Source organism: Sphingomonas sp., from assembly GCF_036387535.1.
Lineage (GTDB): Bacteria > Pseudomonadota > Alphaproteobacteria > Sphingomonadales > Sphingomonadaceae > Sphingomonas_R.
In genome coordinates this window covers 1-16,118 of record NZ_DASVTO010000047.1, presented here as the reverse complement: position 1 = coordinate 16,118, position 16,118 = coordinate 1, and the positions used below count along the sequence as shown (strand labels likewise).

22 protein-coding genes and 1 tRNA gene are annotated in these 16,118 nt (G+C 67.5%); 9 read left to right on the top strand and 14 right to left on the bottom strand.

From position 1 onward, the window contains the following. Positions 1–240: 240 nt before the first annotated feature. The 4 genes from VF649_RS03960 to yajC are packed head-to-tail and all read right to left on the bottom strand — an operon-like array spanning position 241 to position 3,571. Positions 241–618 (bottom strand): MTH938/NDUFAF3 family protein, encoded by a 378-nt coding sequence (locus VF649_RS03960; RefSeq protein WP_331010657.1) that lies wholly within the window; start codon positions 616–618, stop codon positions 241–243. Between the two features lie 4 nt (positions 619–622). Next, on the bottom strand, positions 623–1,603 hold the full coding sequence (gene secF / locus VF649_RS03955; protein WP_331010656.1) for a protein translocase subunit SecF: 981 nt from the start codon (positions 1,601–1,603) through the stop codon (positions 623–625). A gap of 14 nt (positions 1,604–1,617) precedes the next feature. Beyond that, on the bottom strand, positions 1,618–3,219 hold the full coding sequence (gene secD, locus VF649_RS03950; RefSeq protein WP_331010655.1) for a protein translocase subunit SecD: 1,602 nt from the start codon (positions 3,217–3,219) through the stop codon (positions 1,618–1,620). 7 nt (positions 3,220–3,226) lie between these two features. Continuing rightward, positions 3,227–3,571: a preprotein translocase subunit YajC gene (yajC, locus tag VF649_RS03945; protein ID WP_331010654.1), complete on the bottom strand. Its 345-nt coding sequence runs from the start codon at positions 3,569–3,571 to the stop codon at positions 3,227–3,229. Here yajC and VF649_RS03940 point away from each other — a divergent pair. The 4 genes from VF649_RS03940 to hslU all read left to right on the top strand — a co-directional run bounded on the left by VF649_RS03940 (position 3,570) and on the right by hslU (position 5,914). Further along, positions 3,570–3,713 carry a hypothetical protein gene (locus VF649_RS03940; RefSeq protein WP_331010653.1) on the top strand — a complete coding sequence of 48 codons (144 nt, stop codon included), beginning with the start codon at positions 3,570–3,572 and terminating at the stop codon, positions 3,711–3,713. The genes yajC and VF649_RS03940 overlap by 2 nt on opposite strands. A 16-nt stretch (positions 3,714–3,729) precedes the next feature. After that, positions 3,730–3,806: transfer RNA gene (locus VF649_RS03935), tRNA-Pro, on the top strand. A gap of 116 nt (positions 3,807–3,922) precedes the next feature. Next, positions 3,923–4,474: an ATP-dependent protease subunit HslV gene (hslV, locus tag VF649_RS03930; RefSeq protein WP_331010652.1), complete on the top strand. Its 552-nt coding sequence runs from the start codon at positions 3,923–3,925 to the stop codon at positions 4,472–4,474. Positions 4,475–4,612: 138 nt separating this feature from the next. Further along, the gene (gene hslU, locus VF649_RS03925) at positions 4,613–5,914 is read left to right on the top strand and encodes an ATP-dependent protease ATPase subunit HslU (protein ID WP_331010651.1); all 1,302 of its coding nucleotides are present in this window, start codon (positions 4,613–4,615) and stop codon (positions 5,912–5,914) included. A 105-nt stretch (positions 5,915–6,019) separates the two neighbouring features. Here the strand turns inward: hslU and VF649_RS03920 are convergent, their stop codons facing one another. Next, entirely contained in the window at positions 6,020–6,418 is a 399-nt protein-coding gene (locus VF649_RS03920) for a (deoxy)nucleoside triphosphate pyrophosphohydrolase (protein ID WP_331010650.1), read from the bottom strand. Here VF649_RS03920 and VF649_RS03915 point away from each other — a divergent pair. Further along, positions 6,417–6,656 (top strand): Flp family type IVb pilin, encoded by a 240-nt coding sequence (locus VF649_RS03915; RefSeq protein ID WP_331010649.1) that lies wholly within the window; start codon positions 6,417–6,419, stop codon positions 6,654–6,656. The two genes, VF649_RS03920 and VF649_RS03915, sit on opposite strands and share 2 nt — an antisense overlap. A gap of 127 nt (positions 6,657–6,783) precedes the next feature. Beyond that, entirely contained in the window at positions 6,784–6,951 is a 168-nt protein-coding gene (locus VF649_RS03910; RefSeq protein ID WP_331010648.1) for a Flp family type IVb pilin, read from the top strand. Between the two features lie 65 nt (positions 6,952–7,016). On the opposite strand, the gene VF649_RS03905 is transcribed toward VF649_RS03910, so the two are convergent. The 4 genes from VF649_RS03905 to VF649_RS03890 are packed head-to-tail and all read right to left on the bottom strand — an operon-like array spanning position 7,017 to position 10,836. Further along, entirely contained in the window at positions 7,017–7,958 is a 942-nt protein-coding gene (locus VF649_RS03905; protein WP_331010647.1) for an acetyl-CoA carboxylase carboxyltransferase subunit alpha, read from the bottom strand. Positions 7,959–7,968: 10 nt separating this feature from the next. After that, positions 7,969–8,877, bottom strand: a complete 909-nt coding sequence (locus tag VF649_RS03900) for a tyrosine-type recombinase/integrase (RefSeq protein ID WP_331010646.1) — start codon at positions 8,875–8,877, stop codon at positions 7,969–7,971. Then, on the bottom strand, positions 8,874–10,718 hold the full coding sequence (locus VF649_RS03895; protein ID WP_331010645.1) for a hypothetical protein: 1,845 nt from the start codon (positions 10,716–10,718) through the stop codon (positions 8,874–8,876). The genes VF649_RS03900 and VF649_RS03895 overlap by 4 nt, the downstream gene beginning before the upstream one ends. Then, complete coding sequence (locus VF649_RS03890; RefSeq protein ID WP_331010644.1) at positions 10,699–10,836, bottom strand: hypothetical protein; 138 nt, start codon at positions 10,834–10,836, stop codon at positions 10,699–10,701. Before VF649_RS03890 ends, VF649_RS03895 begins: the two co-directional genes overlap by 20 nt. 83 nt (positions 10,837–10,919) lie before the next feature. On the opposite strand from VF649_RS03890, the gene VF649_RS03885 reads away from it, so the two are divergent. From VF649_RS03885 to VF649_RS03875, 3 genes are read left to right on the top strand one after another with little or no spacing between them, the layout of a single operon-like run. After that, the gene (locus VF649_RS03885; protein WP_331010643.1) at positions 10,920–11,477 is read left to right on the top strand and encodes a shikimate kinase; all 558 of its coding nucleotides are present in this window, start codon (positions 10,920–10,922) and stop codon (positions 11,475–11,477) included. After that, complete coding sequence (aroB, locus tag VF649_RS03880; protein WP_331010642.1) at positions 11,474–12,571, top strand: 3-dehydroquinate synthase; 1,098 nt, start codon at positions 11,474–11,476, stop codon at positions 12,569–12,571. Before VF649_RS03885 ends, aroB begins: the two co-directional genes overlap by 4 nt. Before the next feature lies 1 nt (position 12,572). Continuing rightward, on the top strand, positions 12,573–12,752 hold the full coding sequence (locus tag VF649_RS03875; protein ID WP_331010641.1) for a DUF2256 domain-containing protein: 180 nt from the start codon (positions 12,573–12,575) through the stop codon (positions 12,750–12,752). Between the two features lie 2 nt (positions 12,753–12,754). Here the strand turns inward: VF649_RS03875 and VF649_RS03870 are convergent, their stop codons facing one another. Genes VF649_RS03870 through VF649_RS03855 form a run of 5 tightly spaced genes read right to left on the bottom strand, consistent with a single transcriptional unit; the run spans position 12,755 to position 15,910 of the window. Beyond that, positions 12,755–13,093, bottom strand: coding sequence for a DUF423 domain-containing protein (locus VF649_RS03870; protein ID WP_331010640.1), 339 nt, complete (start codon positions 13,091–13,093; stop codon positions 12,755–12,757). After that, positions 13,090–14,820, bottom strand: a complete 1,731-nt coding sequence (locus tag VF649_RS03865) for a cation:proton antiporter (protein ID WP_331010658.1) — start codon at positions 14,818–14,820, stop codon at positions 13,090–13,092. The genes VF649_RS03870 and VF649_RS03865 overlap by 4 nt, the downstream gene beginning before the upstream one ends. Positions 14,821–14,864: 44 nt before the next feature. Then, positions 14,865–15,308 (bottom strand): iron-sulfur cluster assembly scaffold protein, encoded by a 444-nt coding sequence (locus tag VF649_RS03860; RefSeq protein ID WP_331010639.1) that lies wholly within the window; start codon positions 15,306–15,308, stop codon positions 14,865–14,867. A 54-nt stretch (positions 15,309–15,362) separates the two neighbouring features. Then, positions 15,363–15,659 carry a type II toxin-antitoxin system RelE/ParE family toxin gene (locus tag VF649_RS15190; RefSeq protein ID WP_414713634.1) on the bottom strand — a complete coding sequence of 99 codons (297 nt, stop codon included), beginning with the start codon at positions 15,657–15,659 and terminating at the stop codon, positions 15,363–15,365. Then, positions 15,656–15,910, bottom strand: coding sequence for a type II toxin-antitoxin system ParD family antitoxin (locus VF649_RS03855; protein ID WP_331010638.1), 255 nt, complete (start codon positions 15,908–15,910; stop codon positions 15,656–15,658). The genes VF649_RS15190 and VF649_RS03855 overlap by 4 nt, the downstream gene beginning before the upstream one ends. Positions 15,911–16,118: the final 208 nt, after the last annotated feature.

Sequence of the window (16,118 nt, the reverse complement as noted above, 5' to 3'; positions counted from 1 at the left end):
CAGCGTGGCGCGCGCCATCCATATGCTGCTGAACAGCCCGCCCGATCCCGCGGCCGTTCGCCAGAGCGCGCTCGGCTTCACCTGGGATCGCAACGCCGCCGAACTGGAGGCCCATCTGCGAAGGGTGTTGGCAAACGCCTGAGGCCACCCGTTCCCCCGCGCAGGCGAGGGTCAAGCTCGACAGATGCGATCCGCGACCAACCTGGATTCCCGCATTTGCGGAGATACGAACCGGCGAACTCACCCCAAAGGGTAGAACGCCCCCGATATCCAGCGCCCTTCGGCGCGCAGCAGGCCCCAGGCGCGCGCCGCCGCACGGCTGTCCATCACCTCCAGGCCGATCCCGCGTGCTTCCAGCGCGAGGCCCAGATCGACCGGCGGCCGCAGCAAGGCCGGCCCCGTTCCCAGCAACACGAATTCGGGCGTCGACGACACGGTCAGCGCCGCCTCCAGATCCGCGATCTCCAGCCGGTCCACCGCCGGTGGCGCCCAATCGACCGCCCGCTCCGGCGTCAATATCATCGCGCCGTCATGGATGCGATCGTCGACCCGGAACCCGCGGCCGGACAGCCCGCGGATCAGCGGCCCGATCGCGTCCGGATCCCGTTCCATCCGCATGGCGTCAGCGCCGCGGTCCGACGCGCTCGGCATTGGCGTTGCGGCCCGCCGGCTTGTCGCCCTCATCCTTGCCCTTGAACGAATTTGGCCCGACGCCGAGCGCGATCAGCAGCGAGGACGAGACATAGATGGATGAATAGGTGCCGACCACGATCCCGAGCAGCATCGCCGCCGAGAAACCGCGCAGCACCTGGCCGCCCCAGATCAGCAACGCGCCCAGCGCCAGCATGATGGTCAGCGATGTCATGACCGTGCGCGGCAGCGTCTCGTTGACCGACAGGTCGATCAGCGACGGCATGTCCATCTTGCGATATTTGCGCATGTTTTCACGAATGCGATCGTCGATCACGATCTTGTCGTTGATCGAATAGCCGATGATCGTCAGCACCGCCGCGACGATGTTCAGATCGAACTCCATCTGCGTCAGCGCGAAGAAGCCGAGTGTCATCAGCACGTCATGCGCGATCGCGACGAAGGTCGATACGCCGAACTGCCATTCGAACCGGAACCAGCCGAACAGCGCGATCCCGAACACCGCCAGGAACACGGCCGCTACGCCGTTGCGGATCAGCTCGTTCGAAACCTTGCCCGACACCGTGTCGTACCGCGTGAAGGTCATGCCCGGATATTCGCGCAGCAGCGATGCCTTCACCTTGGCGACCACGGCGTTGTTCGCGCCTTCGTCCTTGCTGGCGGGCGGTGGCAGACGGATCGACACGACGTTTGCGGCGCCGAATTGCTGCAACGATGCATCGCCGACACCCAAGGCATCGATATTCTCGCGCACCGCGTCCAGCGGCGGCGGCTGCTGGAACTTCGCCTCGATCATCAGGCCACCGACGAAATCGACACCCAGGTTCAGCCCGCGCACCCCGACCAGCGCGACTGCGGCCAGCGTCAGCGCCGCGGTCAGCCCGAACGCCCAGTAACGCAGGCGCACGAAACCGATATTCGTGTTGTCGGGGACTAGCTTCAGCAAACGCATGGGAAGAGCCCCGATCAGATGGTGATGTCGCTCGGGCGGTTGCGGCGGATCCACAACGCGACGAGCATACGGGTGAAGGTGACCGCGGTGAATACCGACGTCGCGATGCCGAGCAGCAGCACGACCGCAAACCCCTTCACCTGGCCGGACCCGAGCAGCAGCATGATCAGCCCGGAAATGGCATGCGTCACGTTCGCCTCGAAGATCGTCCGGCTGGCTTCCTTATAGCCCAGCTCGACCGCCTGCGCGACGTTGCGCCCGCGCCGCCGTTCCTCCCGGATACGTTCGTTGATCAGCACATTGGCATCGACCGCGGTGCCGATCGTCAACACGAAACCGGCGATCCCCGGCAGGGTCAGCGTGGCGTTCAGCAATGCCATCACGCCAAGGATCACGAAGATGTTCAGCGTGACCGCGATGTTGGCATAGAGACCGAACCGGCCATAGGTCACGAACATGAAGATGATGACGGCGAGCGCCGCGACCGTCGATGCGATGATGCCCGCACGGATCGAATCGGCGCCCAGCTGCGGCCCGACCGTGCGTTCCTCGATCACCTTCAGATTGACGGGCAGCGATCCGGACCGCAGCGAGATCGCCAGTGCGTTGGCGCTTTCGGTCGTGAAGCTGCCGGAAATCCGCGCCTGTCCACCCAGGATCGGTTCGTTGATGTTCGGCGCGGACAGCACGCTGTTGTCCAGGATGATCGCGAACGGCTTGCCGGTATTTTCCTGCGTCACGCGGGCAAAGCGCCGGCCGCCGTCGCCGTTGAACTGGATCGCGACCACCGGCTGATTGTCGGTCTGGTCGAATTCCTGGCGCGCATCGGTCAGCTGGTCGCCGGTAATGATCGCCCTGCGCTGGACCGCGATGAATGGCGGACCGGCGGGATTGGCGGGATAGGGCAGCACCTGGCTCCCCGCCGGCGCGCGGCCCTGCGCGACATCGGCCGGATTGGCGGTCAGATCGACCAGCTTGAATTCCAGTTTCGCGGTCTGACCCAGCAGGGCCTTCAAGGCGGACGGATCCTGCAGGCCCGGTACCTGCACTACGATCCGGTCGTCGCCTTCGCGCACGATCGACGGTTCCCGCGTGCCCAGCGCGTCGATCCTGCGCCGCACCACGTCGGTGGCGGTGTCCATCGCCTTGTCGACCGCATCCTTGATGCCGGCGTCGGTGGGTGTCATCACCACCCGCGTGGAATCGACCACCGCCACGTTCCAGTCGCGCTGCCCGGTCACGCCCACCGCATTGGTCAGCGCGCGCACCCGTTCGACCGCGGCGTCCAGTTGCGCCACATCGCGCACCAGAAATTCCAGCTTGCCGCCCTGGGTCGAGATATCGCCGATCGCGATCCGCGGCGTCGCGCGCCGCATCTCGGTGCGGACCTCGTCCTCCTTCAGCGTCAGCCGCTGGCGCACCACGTCGGTCGTGTCGGCTTCCAGCAGCAAATGGCTGCCGCCGGACAGATCGAGACCGAGGTTGATGCGCGGCATGCCGGCAAGGCCCAGTCGGGCAGAGTTGGTCTCGCCGATCAGGCTCGGCACCGCCAGTGCGACGCCAAGGGCCAGGATCAGGAGGATCGACCAGACCTTCCAGCGCGGGAAATCGAGCATCTGGGGATCAGTCGTTAGCGGGTTTGGAACCGGGGGCCTGACGGACCTCCGACAATGTCGACTTGATGATGCGCACGCGGGTGTTCGGCGCGATCTCGACCTCGACCTCCGTCTCGTCCACCTTCGTCACCTTGCCGATCAGGCCGCCGGCGGTGACGACGATGTCGTTGCGCCGTACGCCGTCCACCAGCGCGCGGTGCGCCTTCATCCGGGTCTGCTGCGGCCGGATCAGCAGGAAATAGAAGATCACGAAGATGAACAGCAGCGGCGCCGCTTGGATCAGAATGGCGGAAACACCGCCAGGCGCGGCGGAACCGCCGGCGGCCTGGGCATAAGCGGGGGATGCGAACATGGATTATCGTTCCGACCTGTCGGGGGGCACGCCGATCCGGCACCCTCTTTTGAAAGCGCGCGCCTATCATGATCGCGCCGGATCACGCAATGCCGACGATATCGGCGCACCGGCGCTTGCATCCGGCATTCAACCCGCCTAATGCCCGCGGCCTAGGTCGGGGCGTGGCGCAGCCCGGTAGCGCATTAGACTGGGGGTCTAAGGGTCGCAGGTTCGAATCCTGTCGCCCCGACCAGAAACTCTCCCCCGCATCATCCTCCAGACGTGTGTGCGAACCGGTCGTCCGGGCCGTGTGCGATTGCACATCCTCCGATCTCACCCATATCCCATCGGAAGATGGACGGGGATGATATGCAGGAAGACAAGATAGGCTGGCACGGCACGACGATCCTGTCGGTGCGGCGTGGCGGCAAGGTGATCGTCGCCGGCGATGGCCAGGTTTCGCTGGGCAACACGATCATCAAACCCACCGCGCGCAAGGTGCGCCGGTTGGGCGACGGATCCGTCATCGCCGGGTTCGCCGGCGCCACCGCCGATGCGTTCACGCTGTTCGAACGGCTGGAACGCAAGCTGGAACAGCATCATGGCAAGCTGCTGCGCGCCGCGGTCGAACTGGCCAAGGACTGGCGTACCGACAAGTTCCTGCGCAACCTGGAAGCGATGATGATCGTCGCGGACAAGGAAGTGACGCTGATCCTGACCGGCAACGGCGATGTGCTGGAACCCGACGGCGGGGTCGCCGCGATCGGTTCGGGGGGCAATTTCGCGCTCGCCGCCGCCCGCGCTCTGGTCGATTACGAACAGGATGCCGAAACGATCGCGCGCAAGGCCATGGCGATCGCCGCCGATGTCTGTGTCTTCACCAACGGCAACCTGACCATCGAAACGCTGGACGCGGCCTGAAGCCCTTTCCTCCGGGAGAGGGAAGGGCCCGTTCGCTCTTGCGAATGGGAGGGTGAGGCTCTTTTTCACCCCGCCGACACAAGAAGACCCTCGCCCGACCCTTTCCCGGGGGGAGAGGGCCAGAAGTAGAAAGCAGACATGAACGACTCCCTCACTCCCAAAGCCATCGTTGCCGCGCTCGACGCGCATATCGTCGGACAGGACGCGGCCAAGCGCGCGGTCGCGATCGCGCTCCGCAATCGCTGGCGGCGGCAACGGCTGGGCGCCGATCTGCGCGACGAGGTCACGCCCAAGAATATCCTGATGATCGGCCCCACCGGGTGCGGCAAGACCGAGATCAGCCGTCGCCTGGCGAAGCTGGCCGACGCGCCGTTCGTGAAGGTGGAGGCGACCAAGTTCACCGAGGTCGGCTATGTCGGCCGCGACGTGGAGCAGATTGCCCGCGATCTGGTCGAAGAGGCGATGCGGCTGGAAAAGGAGCGCCGCCGCCTGGCGGTGAAGGAGAAGGCCGAGGAAGCTGCGCTTTCCCGCCTGATGGACGCGCTGGTCGGCAAGGATGCATCGGAGGCGACCCGCGCCTCCTTCACGCAGCGGTTCCGCGACGGCCATCTCGACGACAAGGAGATCGAGCTGGAACTGGAGGACAGCGCCGGCCCGCAGATGGAGATTCCCGGCATGCCGGGCCAGATCGGCATGATCAACCTGTCCGACATGATGGGCAAGGCGTTCGGCGGTCCGAAGCTCAAGCGCCGCAAGCTGCCGGTCCGCGATGCCTGGGCGAAGCTGGTCGAAGAGGAGGCCGACAAGCGTCTCGACCAGGATGAGGTCAGCCGCGCCGCGCTCCACGACGCGCAGGAAAACGGCATCGTGTTCCTGGACGAGATCGACAAGATCGCGGTCAGTGACGTCCGCGGCGGATCGGTCAGCCGCGAAGGCGTACAGCGCGACCTGCTGCCGCTGATCGAAGGCACGACAGTGGCCACAAAATATGGCCCGATGAAGACCGACCATATCCTGTTCATCGCCAGCGGCGCGTTCCATGTCGCGAAACCGTCCGACCTGCTGCCCGAACTGCAGGGGCGGCTGCCGATCCGCGTGGAGTTGAAGGCGCTGACGGAGGCCGATTTCGTGCGCATCCTGTCGGCCACGCGCGCATCGCTGACCGAACAATATCGCGCGCTAATCGGCACCGAGGGCGTCACCATCGACTTTACCGAGGACGGCATCGCCGCCATCGCGCGGATCGCGGCGGAGGTGAACGGCCAGATCGAGAATATCGGCGCGCGCCGGCTGTCGACCGTGATGGAAAAACTGCTGGAGGATGTCAGCTTCGACGCGGAGGACCGCGGCGGCACCACCGTCACGGTCGACGCCGCCTATGTCGAAGGCCAGCTGGCAGAAGTCGCGCGCGACACCGACCTCAGCAAATATGTGCTGTAGCCCGTGACTTGCTTGGGCTAGGTCGGATTCTCGACAGGCTCGAACCGAGCGGTATCTTGCAGATTATCCTCAGCCGTTCGGTTCGAGCCTGTCGAGAACCACCCTCTACAACAAGGCCTCCAGCAAGCCGATCAACGGTTTGTCCGCGGGCGGCATGGGCAGGCCGTGCAGCGCCGGCACCCTGACCCAGCGCAGCGCGGTCGCCTCCATCGCGATCGGAACGCCGGTCCATTTCCGGCAGACGAAGAGCAGCAGCAGCAGGTGCCGATCGCCCAGCGGCGCGCTGGCGAAGCAGGCCGGGGCCAGGCAGGCGGCCGTGACGTCGATCGCCAGCTCCTCGCGCAGTTCGCGGATCAGCGCAGCCTCCGGGGTTTCGCCGTCCTCGATCTTCCCGCCCGGAAATTCCCATAGCCCCGCCATCGCGCGGCCGGGCGGGCGTTGCTGAACCAGGACCCGCCCGTCGCCGTCGACCAGCGCGGCGGCCACAACCTGCATCATCGTCATGCCCTTCAAGACTCCGTTAACCCTGTTGCGGTACCGCTATGCCATGCCGGATGGTTCGGCGGGGGCGATCATGCGCGATGTCGGGGATCTGCTGCGGAACCAGAGCGGCGCGACGGCCATCGAATATGGCCTGATCCTGGCCCTGATCGTGCTGATCGTGGTCGTCGGCATCCGCGGCGTCGCGGGCGTGACCATCGACATGTGGAACGACGTCGCCGCCAAGGTCACCAACGCCTGAACGCGCCCCGACGCTTTTTCATCTTAAGACTTTGGCAATCCTCTGGTCGTAAGACGATCACAGCTGATCCGCGCACCGGGGGACCAGCGGGCCACGACCAGTAAGCAGCGTTTCCAGGGAGCCTCCAATGAAGATCATCCGCAATCTGTTCAAGAATTCCAAGGGTGCCACCGCGATCGAATACGGCCTGATCGCCGCATTGATCGCCGTTGCCGCCATCACGGCCATGAGCAGCCTCGGCAAGCAGCTGAACAACACCTTCACCAACGTCAAGAACAACATGACCGCAACCTGATCTGCGGTCCGCTGTTTGAATGGGGCAACCGGAGCGATCCGGTTGCCTTTTTTCGATCGGGGCGCCTAGCCGATCTTCAGGAATTTTTCGCGCCGGTCCTGCCGCAACTGTTCGGCACGCAGCGGCATCAGCATGTCGATCTCCTCACCGATCGCGGTGGCCAGCGTGGCGATCGCTTTCGCGCGGTCGCGGTGCGCGCCGCCCATCGGTTCCGGAACGATCCGGTCGATCACCCCCAGCCGCAGCAGGTCCGCCGCGGTAATCTTCATCGCCTCCGCCGCATCCGCCGCCTTGTCGGACGTCCGCCACAGGATCGATGCGCAACCTTCGGGCGAGATCACCGAATAGACCGCATGTTCGAACATCAGCACGCGGTTCGCCGCGGCCAGCGCGATCGCGCCGCCCGATCCGCCTTCGCCCACCACCGCCGTCACCATCGGCACGCCCAGCGCCAGGCATGCCTCGGTCGACCGGGCGATCGCCTCCGCCTGCCCGCGCTCCTCCGCCTGGATGCCGGGAAAGGCACCCGACGTGTCGACCAGCGTCACCACCGGCAAACCGAACCGGTCCGCCAGTTCCATCAGCCGGATCGCCTTGCGATAGCCTTCGGGCTTGGCCATCCCGAAATTGTGGCGCAGCCGGCTGGCGGTGTCGTCGCCCTTCTCATGCCCGATCACCATCGCGCGGCGACCACCGATCCGACCGAATCCGCCGATGATCGCCTTGTCGTCGGCAAAGGCGCGGTCGCCGGCCAGTGGCAGGAAATCCTCCACGAACCCGGCGACATAGTCCTTGAAATGCGGCCGCTCGGCATGGCGGGCGACCTGTGTCTTCTGCCACGGCGTCAATCGGGCGTAGGTCTGCTGCAACAGACCGTCCGATTTCGCCTGCAGCTTCGCGATCTCCGGCGCGATGTCGATCGTGCCCGCGACCGCGCTCTCACGCAATTCGGCGATCTTCGCCTGCAATTCGGCGATCGGTTTTTCGAAATCGAGGAAAGCAACCATGGCTGCGCGGTTAAGGGTCGGAACGGGCCCCGTCAACGAGCGGATGCCGTGCATTGACCAGCGCCACCAGTCGCGCACCGTCGACATGCGTATAGATTTGCGTGGTGGCGATATCCGCATGGCCCAGCATCGCCTGCAACGCGCGCAGATCCGCCCCGCCTTCCAGCAGATGCGTGGCGAAGGCATGGCGCAGGACATGCGGGCTGATCCGGTCCGGTGCGATCCCCACTGCCGCCGCCACTTCCCGCACCAGTTGGAACAGGCGCACCCGGCTGACATGCCCCGTCCGGGACGGGAACAGATGGGCGCCGCCGGTCAGCGTCGCACGCCACGCCGCCACCGCCGCCCGCGCCCGGTCCGAAATCGGCACCAGCCGCTCAGCCCCGCCCTTGCCCGCCAGGATCAGGTACGGCTGGTCCGGCCGCACCGCCTGGATCGGCAACGACACCAGTTCGGTCGCGCGCAGCCCCGATCCGTACAGCAGTTCCAACATCGCCGACAGCCGCAAGGCCAGCCCCTGTCCCTCCGCAATGCGCCGCGCGACCTCCGCGAACAGCCGGTCGACATCCGCCCGCCCCAGCACCTTCGGCAGGCCGCGCGCACCCACCGGCCGGGGCAGCGTGTCGGACGGATCATCCGCACGCACGCCGTCGTCGACCAGGAAGCGGTAGAAACGCCGCAGCGCCGCCGCCTTGCGGGCTACCGTGGTTCGCGCCAGCGGCAGCCAGGCGGTGCCGAGCGCCTCCAGCACCGCGGCGTCCGCCATCGCCAGTCGCCGCCCCAGCAGGATCGACGCACCGTCCAGGTCGGATCGGTACGCCGCAATCGTATTGCGGGCCGCACCCGCCTCCGCCGCCATCATCTCCAGGAACCGGTCGATCGCCACCGCATCGGGCAGCGCGGCATGGCCGGCATTCACAAGCGCGCCATCGCCTCGGCCGCGATCATCCGCGCTTCACCGTTCAACCCGACCCGATCGAGCGCGCGGATGATGCGATAGAAATGCGCCGCCGGTACACCGCGCCAGCTGGGCGTCTGCAACCCTGCCGCCGCCAGGATCGCGACCGTACCGGTTTCGCCGCGCGCCGCCGCCGCGTCCAGCACACGCGTATAGCGATCCTCCGCTGCAAGGTTCAGGCCCGCCGATTGTGCCAGCGTATCCCGTTCCGCGGCGGCCACGCGGCCCAGCCCCGCCAGCGCCGCGACCAGCAGCCGCGCCTTCTGCGCACTGCCGCCCCCGCCGCCGTCTACGAACCCCGCGATCCGTGCGCTGCCCAGATCGACGCCCGGTTCCGGATCGCCCACCGCCAGCATCGCCCAGGCGGCATCGCTGTCCACCCCGCTGCCGGCCGTCACCGCCGCCGTCCAGCGCCGTGCCTGAAGATCCAGTCCCGCGCTGAACATCGCCGACAGAAGGCGCCGGACCCGCGCCGCGCTCGCTTCGCCGGGCACGATGCCGGCCGCCGCGCGCGCGGTCAGGATATCGACGGCATAGCCATCCTGGGTCGTCGGGTCGGGACCCCACAGCAGGTCGAGCGCCGCCAGCCGCGCAGCGCGATCGCCGACATAGGCGGTCCGCAGCCGCCCCGCATCGGTCGCGTCCAGTGTGTCCGGGTTGGTCCGGTCCGCGACGGCGCCGTACAGGTCGACCAGCGTCGCGCTGGAAAACACGCCCAGCGCCGCCGCCACCCGCGCCGGCGCCACACGCGCTTCCGGCGTCAGCATCGGCGCGCGCGCGGCCCAGGCGCGGACATGGCCGCCCGCCGTGTCGTACAGCGCGGGCGGGATGGGAACAGCGAGCGCACTGGCGATGCCAAAGCGCCACGCGGTCAGCCGATTGACGTCCTGCCACTCGATCGCGACGGCGCGGCGGCCGTTGCTGCCTGCGCCGACCACCTTTTCCGCCAGCAGCAGGTCGATGCCCCGCGCACGGCGGCCATGCCGCGCCTGATCGATCAGCGCGCCGGCGACACCCGGTTCACCCGAAAGACCCGCGCACATCGCCTGCGCCAGCGGCCAGATCGGCTCCCGGCTCATTGTCGTGGCGATGGGCGCCAGCGGGCACAGCGCCGCCGGATCGGCATTGGCCAGCGCCGCCTGCGTCGCCACCGCCAGCAATTTCGGCGTGAACCGGTCCACATCGACCCGATCGACCAGCATCCGCGCTGCGTCCGCCTCTCCCATGCGCAGCAACAGCCAGGCGCGTTCTGCGATCCAGTCGGCACCGTCCACGCGCGTCGGCGTGGGCGTAGCGGTCAGCAGCGCGCGCCGCAGCAGCATATGCGCCCAGCGCGACGCGATCGGCGTATCCATCCGCCGAAGCATGGCCGACAGGAACCGGCCGTCCGCGACACCGAAGGCGCCCGCACCCAGGCCCGCCGCGCCGGTGCCAAGCGGACCGACCCAATCCACCGGACGGCGCGCGGTGTCCGGCACGTCATAGACCGGCTCGGACGGCGTTTCCTCCGCAGCCGCCGCATGGGCTTCGGCATCGTCCTCTGCCGCCGGCGCGCCGTTCAGATCGCGGGGCGACAGCGTCAGCGGCACGACCGGCATGTCTTCGCCCGACGGCGCGACCGGCGTGGGTGCGGGCGCCGGCGCGACCGCCACCGGTGCGTCGCCGAACCCCGGCGGCAGAAGGGATTCCGGTCCGCCCTTCCCGCCCTGGCCGCTACCCTGTCCCGTCGCCGGTGCGAACGTCGCGACGATCGTCAGCAGCGCAGCGCCGGCCAGCCATGCGCTATTGCGCGGCCGCTTCATTCAACATGCCCTTCTCGACCGGCTTCGGCGCGACCTTGGTATCGACGCTGGCCAAGGTGACGGCGATACCGACGACCACCAACAGGCCGACGATCAGGAGAATGAGGCTACGCGACATGGCAAGGATCGTCCCGACTGGTCAAAATATCCCGGTACCGGCCTTTTGCCGGCGGTGGGGTTGCTGTGTATAGCCCCGCCGTCATGTCCGAAAGCCCCCAGCCGACCGGCCGCCGTTCGCACGTGCGGATGACCGACCGCACGATCGTGCTGGTGGGGCTGATGGGCGTGGGCAAGACCACGATCGGACGCCGGCTCGCGGCGCGCATGCGGCTGCCGTTCGTGGATACGGATCGCGAGATCGAGCGTGCCGCCGGGCTGACCATTCCCGAAATCTTCGAACGCTTCGGCGAAGCGCATTTCCGCGACGGCGAACGCCGCGTGATCCAGCGCCTGTTGCAGGGGCGGCGCGCGGTCCTCGCCACCGGCGGCGGTGCGTTCATGGACGAACAGACGCGCGCGCTGATCCTCGCCCGCGCCACCGCGATCTGGCTGGATGCCGATCTCGACGTCCTGGCCGAACGCGTGTCCCGGCGACACGGCACGCGCCCGCTGCTCGCCGGCAACGATCCGCGCGCGGTGCTGGAAAAACTGGCCCAGGCCCGCAACCCCATCTATGCGCTCGCCCCCGTCCACGTCCGCAGCGAGCCATTGCCGCACGAGGCGACGGTGACCGCCATCCTGAAAGCCATGCGCCGATGACGACTCTCATTCCCGTGGCCCTTGGTGATCGCAGCTACGATGTCGCCATTGCGGATAATGCCCTTGATTCGGCCGGAACCCGGCTCGCCCCCTGGCTGGGCGATCGCCGCATCCTGGTCATCACCGACGAAACGGTCGCCGAAACGCAGTGGCCGCGCCTGCGCGCCGGGCTGGGCCGGCCGGCGGACGCGATCATCCTGCCGGCGGGGGAAGCGACCAAAAGCTGGTCCGGGCTTTCCACCCTCTGCGATCGGTTGCTCGAACAGGGTGTCGAACGCGGCGATCATATCGTCGCATTCGGCGGCGGCGTGATCGGCGATCTGGTCGGTTTTGCCGCGGCGATCGTGAAACGCGGCTGCGGGTTCGTCCAGATTCCTACCACCTTGCTGGCGCAGGTCGACAGTTCGGTCGGCGGCAAGACCGCGATCAACACGCCGGCCGGCAAGAACCTCGTCGGCGCCTTTCACCAGCCCGCGCATGTCCTGATCGATCCGACCGTGCTCGACACGCTGGACGCGCGCCAGACCCGCGCCGGCTATGCGGAGGTCGTCAAATATGGGCTGATCGACGATCGCGGCTTCTTTGACTGGTGCGATGGGCATGCCGGTGCGCTGCTCGGCGGTGACCGCGACGCGCGGACCCATGCGATTGCGCACAGTGTCTCCGCCAAGGCGCGGATCGTCGCCGCGGACGAACGCGAAACCGCCGGCGTGCGGGCGTTGCTCAATCTGGGTCACACCTTTGGTCACGCGCTGGAAGCCGACACCGGCTTTTCCGACCGGCTGTTCCACGGCGAAGCGGTCGCATGCGGGATGGCGCTGGCCTTCCGCTACAGCGCGCGGCTGGGGCTGTGCGATCCGGCGGAGGCAACGCGCGTGACCGCGCATCTGGACGCCGTGGGCCTGCCGACGACGCTCGCGGCCGCCGACGTCCGGGCCACTGGCGCGGTGCTGGTCGATCACATGGCGCATGACAAGAAGATGGCGGGCGGTACGTTGCCCTTCCTGCTGGCGCGCGGGATCGGCCGGACCTTCCTGTCGCGCGACGTCGATCTGGCCGACGTGGCCGCGTTCCTCGACGCCGAACGCGGCTGACATGCCGAACGGCGTCCGCAAGGCCGATCTGCCGACCAAGCTGTGTGTCGCCTGTGGCCGGCCGTTCACCTGGCGGAAGAAATGGGCGCGCGACTGGGATCAGGTGCGATATTGTTCCGATGCCTGCCGCACCCGCGGCGTGCGCGAACCCACGCCGACGGAGCGCCCCAAAACCCGCTGATCTCAGCCGCGCAGCATGCCCGCGGCCAGCCATAGCCATCCGACGATCAGCACCAGTCCGCCGAGCGGCGTGACGAACCAGATTGCCCGCGCCGGCACCCCGAACGCCAGCGCATAGAGCGACCCCGCGAACAGCGCCGCGCCCGCGACGAACAGCATCGCCGGCCAGCGTCCGCCCGGCATGCCCATCACCACCAGCGCCGCCACCGCATGCACCATCTGATAGTGCGATCCGGTGCGCAGCCACTCCGCCGCATCGCCGGTCGCCCCGTGCGCGCCGCGCGCCCCGGCGATCACCGCGATCGCGCCGGACAGCGCCGCCAGGATCCCGACCGTGTTCATGCCGTCTGCCCCGTCTGCAGCGACCGGTTTGGCGTGAACATCATGTCCGCACCGGAATGCAGATCGCCCGAAATCCCCTGTTCGGTCAGGCGCAGCGTGTCGCGTTTGCGATATTCCTGCTCCACGCGGTCGACGCCTTCGGCGCTGATCCCGACCGCCTCCAATGCCTTGCGCCCCATGCACACCGCGCTTTCGAACACCTCGCGGGTGGTGCCGGCCAGGTCGAGCCGCGACAGGCGGATCAGGTGGCGCCGGTCGAATGCCCGCACCAGGATGGCGGCGTGCGGGAATGCCTCCAGCACCGGCTTCAGCGTCTCCGGGCTCACCGGCTCGCCGTCCATGCAGAACACGATCGTCCGGGCGTCGTCCGCACCCGCCTGCCGCAACAGGTCGATGCGCGTGCCGTCGCCATAATAGACCTTCGATCCGAAATCGTTGCTGCGGTCGATCTGCGTGGCGGACACATCGATCAATGTCACCGTGACGGCCTTCGCCATCAACATCTGCGCCACCGTCTGCCCGAACCGGCCATAACCGACCACGATCGCGCTGGCCGGCATCGCGGCGCTCGGCCGTTCCAGGTCGTCGCGTTCCGGTCCGCTGCCTTCCTTGTTGAAGCGCCGCGCGATCATCATCAGGAACGGGGTGGTCGCCATCGACAGCGTCACGACCGCACCGAACAGGCTGGCGGCCTCCGGTTCGATCAACCGCGCGGCCTGCGCCTGCGCGAACAGCACGAACCCGAACTCCCCGCCCTGGCTCAACAGCAGGCCCAGCGCCAGCGCCGGCCGCGCCGCCACCCCGAACAGCCGCGCGAGGCCGAAGATCACGCCCGATTTGACCACGATCACCGCCAGCGCCAGCCCGATCACGAACAATGGCCGCGCCATCACGACCTGCAGGTCCAGCATCATCCCGACCGACAGGAAGAACAGCCCGAGCAGGATCGTGCGGAACGGCTCGACATCTACCTCCAGCTCATGCCGATAGGGCGAATCCGCCAGCATCACGCCTGCGATGAACGCGCCCAGCGCGGTCGACAGATGCAGCGCCTCCATCACGCCCGCCGCCGCCAGCACGGTGAACAGGCCCGCAGCCACGAACAGCTCGCGCTCGCCCAGATGCCCGATCAGCCGGAACAGCGGGTTGAGCAGATAGCGCCCCGCCAGCACCAGCCCGACCACCGCGCCGACGGTATAGAGCGCCAGCACATAGCCCGGCGGCGTCGACGGATCGGCCGGCGCGCGCGACAACGCCGCTACGATCGTGATCAACGGCACGATCGACAGATCCTGGAACAGCAGCACCGAAAAGGCGCGCTCGCCGAACGGCGTGTTCATCCGGCCCGCCGAGCGCAGCATCGGCAACACCTGCGCCGTCGATGACAGCGCCAACGGCAGCCCGAGCGCCAGCGCCGCGGCCCAGCTGAACCCCGCAAAGGCCAGGATGATCGCGCTGATCACCAGCCCGCACGCCACCACCTGCCCCAGCCCGAAGCCGAAGATATCGCGCCGCAGCCGCCATAGCCGGGTCGGGTGCAATTCCAGCCCGACCAGGAACAGCAGCAGGACGATGCCCAGCTCCGCGATCCCGAACTTGCCCTCGACCTCGCCGATCAGCCCCAGGCCCTGCGGACCGATCGCGGCGCCCGCGACCAGATATCCCAGCACCGCGCCGATCCCCAGCCGCCGGAACAGCAGCACGAACGCCAGCGCGGCACCCAGCATGATGACGCCGTCCCGCACCCAGTCGGCAGCGGCATGCGCCTCGTTCAAGACACAGTCTCCCGCTGCTTCGCGGCATCGCGCGCGGCTTCCGCGACGGCCTCGAACGCCAACCGGATCGACGCATGCCGTGCGGTATAGGGCCGCGCCGGCGCAAAAATCTCCAGCCCCGGCCAATCGCCCGGATCGTCCCGCTCGCCCGCCAGCCACGCGGTCAGCGCCGCCTGCGCCGCCTCCAGCTCCTGCGGGCTCCGTCCGATCACGCCCGCGCCCATCAACGAAGCCGACGCCTGCCCCAGCGCACAGGCCCGCACCTCCTGCCCGATCGCCGCCACCCGGCCCGCGTCATCCAGCGTCACATCCACGATGATCCGGCTCCCGCACACCGGCGACCTCCGCTCCGCCGTCGCCCCTGCACCCTCTAACCGTGCCTGATACGGAATGCTCGTCGCGAGCCGGAGGATGGTCTGGTTGTAGAGCGGTGCGGACATGGCGCTTATGTAGGGCAGCCGGGCGGGAAACGCACCTTCTCGATGCGCCCCTGTTCAGCGCAATCGTAGCGCCCGGTCATGATCCTGACCGGGCCCAATGATCCGGTGAATGAAGATGCGGTCGGTCAGCACCGAATAAAGGATGCCATATCCACCCCGGGATCGCCGGCGAATGCCATGTCGCTCATATCGTGGCACGAGCGGAACGCCATTCGGAACCTCCGCCAGCCGCCGAGCCATTCCGCGAAGTTCGCCCACGAACGACACCGCGCGAACGGGATTGTCTTGCGCGATGAAGCGGCCGATCCGCTTGAGATCTGCAACGGCGCCGGCCGACAGGACAACCTTCACGCCAATTCTGCGAGCACCGCGTCACACGCCGCATCGAGATCGATCCCCGCACCCGCTTCCATCTCGGCAACGCTTGCAGCGATGGCTGCATCCATGTCGCGGAGCCAACCCGCTTCGTCCACGATCCTGCCCTGATCGCGGCGGATCAGGTTGCGCACATAGTCGCTGACGCTGGCATACTGCCCGCTGTCAATCTGGTCCTGCACATAGTCCCGCATTGTATCGGGCAACGAAATGTTCATGGATGCCATGGCATTCGCTCCCGCCCACGATATGACAAAAATGTCATCTGCGACAATGCTGTTGTTTTCGTGGCGTCGTTGATGCGTAGAAAAAAGCTGCCGTCCGGGTACCGGATGCCGCCCGGCGTAATTCAGCCGAAGTAAATGCCAGCTCAGTGCGGAGCCCTGGTGCCGTCGCTATCCTCCACGGTCCCCTGCTTCCGCCGCGCGGCGACAT

Excerpts from the sequence above, each read along its gene's own strand:
- VF649_RS03860 (WP_331010639.1), bottom strand. The coding sequence starts at position 15,308 with ATGTCCGCACCGCTCTACAACCAGACCATCCTCCGGCTCGCGACGAGC.
- VF649_RS03865 (WP_331010658.1), bottom strand. The coding sequence starts at position 14,820 with ATGCTGGGTGCCGCGCTGGCGTTCGTGCTGCTGTTCCGGCGGCTGGGG.
- VF649_RS03885 (WP_331010643.1), top strand. The coding sequence starts at position 10,920 with ATGTCCGAAAGCCCCCAGCCGACCGGCCGCCGTTCGCACGTGCGGATG.
- VF649_RS03875 (WP_331010641.1), top strand. The coding sequence starts at position 12,573 with ATGCCGAACGGCGTCCGCAAGGCCGATCTGCCGACCAAGCTGTGTGTC.
- hslV (WP_331010652.1), top strand. The coding sequence starts at position 3,923 with ATGCAGGAAGACAAGATAGGCTGGCACGGCACGACGATCCTGTCGGTG.
- VF649_RS03890 (WP_331010644.1), bottom strand. The coding sequence starts at position 10,836 with ATGTCGCGTAGCCTCATTCTCCTGATCGTCGGCCTGTTGGTGGTCGTC.
- secD (WP_331010655.1), bottom strand. The coding sequence starts at position 3,219 with ATGCTCGATTTCCCGCGCTGGAAGGTCTGGTCGATCCTCCTGATCCTG.
- secF (WP_331010656.1), bottom strand. The coding sequence starts at position 1,603 with ATGCGTTTGCTGAAGCTAGTCCCCGACAACACGAATATCGGTTTCGTG.
- VF649_RS03960 (WP_331010657.1), bottom strand. The coding sequence starts at position 618 with ATGCGGATGGAACGGGATCCGGACGCGATCGGGCCGCTGATCCGCGGG.
- aroB (WP_331010642.1), top strand. The coding sequence starts at position 11,474 with ATGACGACTCTCATTCCCGTGGCCCTTGGTGATCGCAGCTACGATGTC.
- hslU (WP_331010651.1), top strand. The coding sequence starts at position 4,613 with ATGAACGACTCCCTCACTCCCAAAGCCATCGTTGCCGCGCTCGACGCG.
- VF649_RS03940 (WP_331010653.1), top strand. The coding sequence starts at position 3,570 with ATGGATTATCGTTCCGACCTGTCGGGGGGCACGCCGATCCGGCACCCT.
- VF649_RS03905 (WP_331010647.1), bottom strand. The coding sequence starts at position 7,958 with ATGGTTGCTTTCCTCGATTTCGAAAAACCGATCGCCGAATTGCAGGCG.
- VF649_RS03895 (WP_331010645.1), bottom strand. The coding sequence starts at position 10,718 with ATGAAGCGGCCGCGCAATAGCGCATGGCTGGCCGGCGCTGCGCTGCTG.
- yajC (WP_331010654.1), bottom strand. The coding sequence starts at position 3,571 with ATGTTCGCATCCCCCGCTTATGCCCAGGCCGCCGGCGGTTCCGCCGCG.
- VF649_RS03870 (WP_331010640.1), bottom strand. The coding sequence starts at position 13,093 with ATGAACACGGTCGGGATCCTGGCGGCGCTGTCCGGCGCGATCGCGGTG.
- VF649_RS03920 (WP_331010650.1), bottom strand. The coding sequence starts at position 6,418 with ATGACGATGATGCAGGTTGTGGCCGCCGCGCTGGTCGACGGCGACGGG.
- VF649_RS03855 (WP_331010638.1), bottom strand. The coding sequence starts at position 15,910 with ATGGCATCCATGAACATTTCGTTGCCCGATACAATGCGGGACTATGTG.
- VF649_RS03910 (WP_331010648.1), top strand. The coding sequence starts at position 6,784 with ATGAAGATCATCCGCAATCTGTTCAAGAATTCCAAGGGTGCCACCGCG.
- VF649_RS03915 (WP_331010649.1), top strand. The coding sequence starts at position 6,417 with ATGCCCTTCAAGACTCCGTTAACCCTGTTGCGGTACCGCTATGCCATG.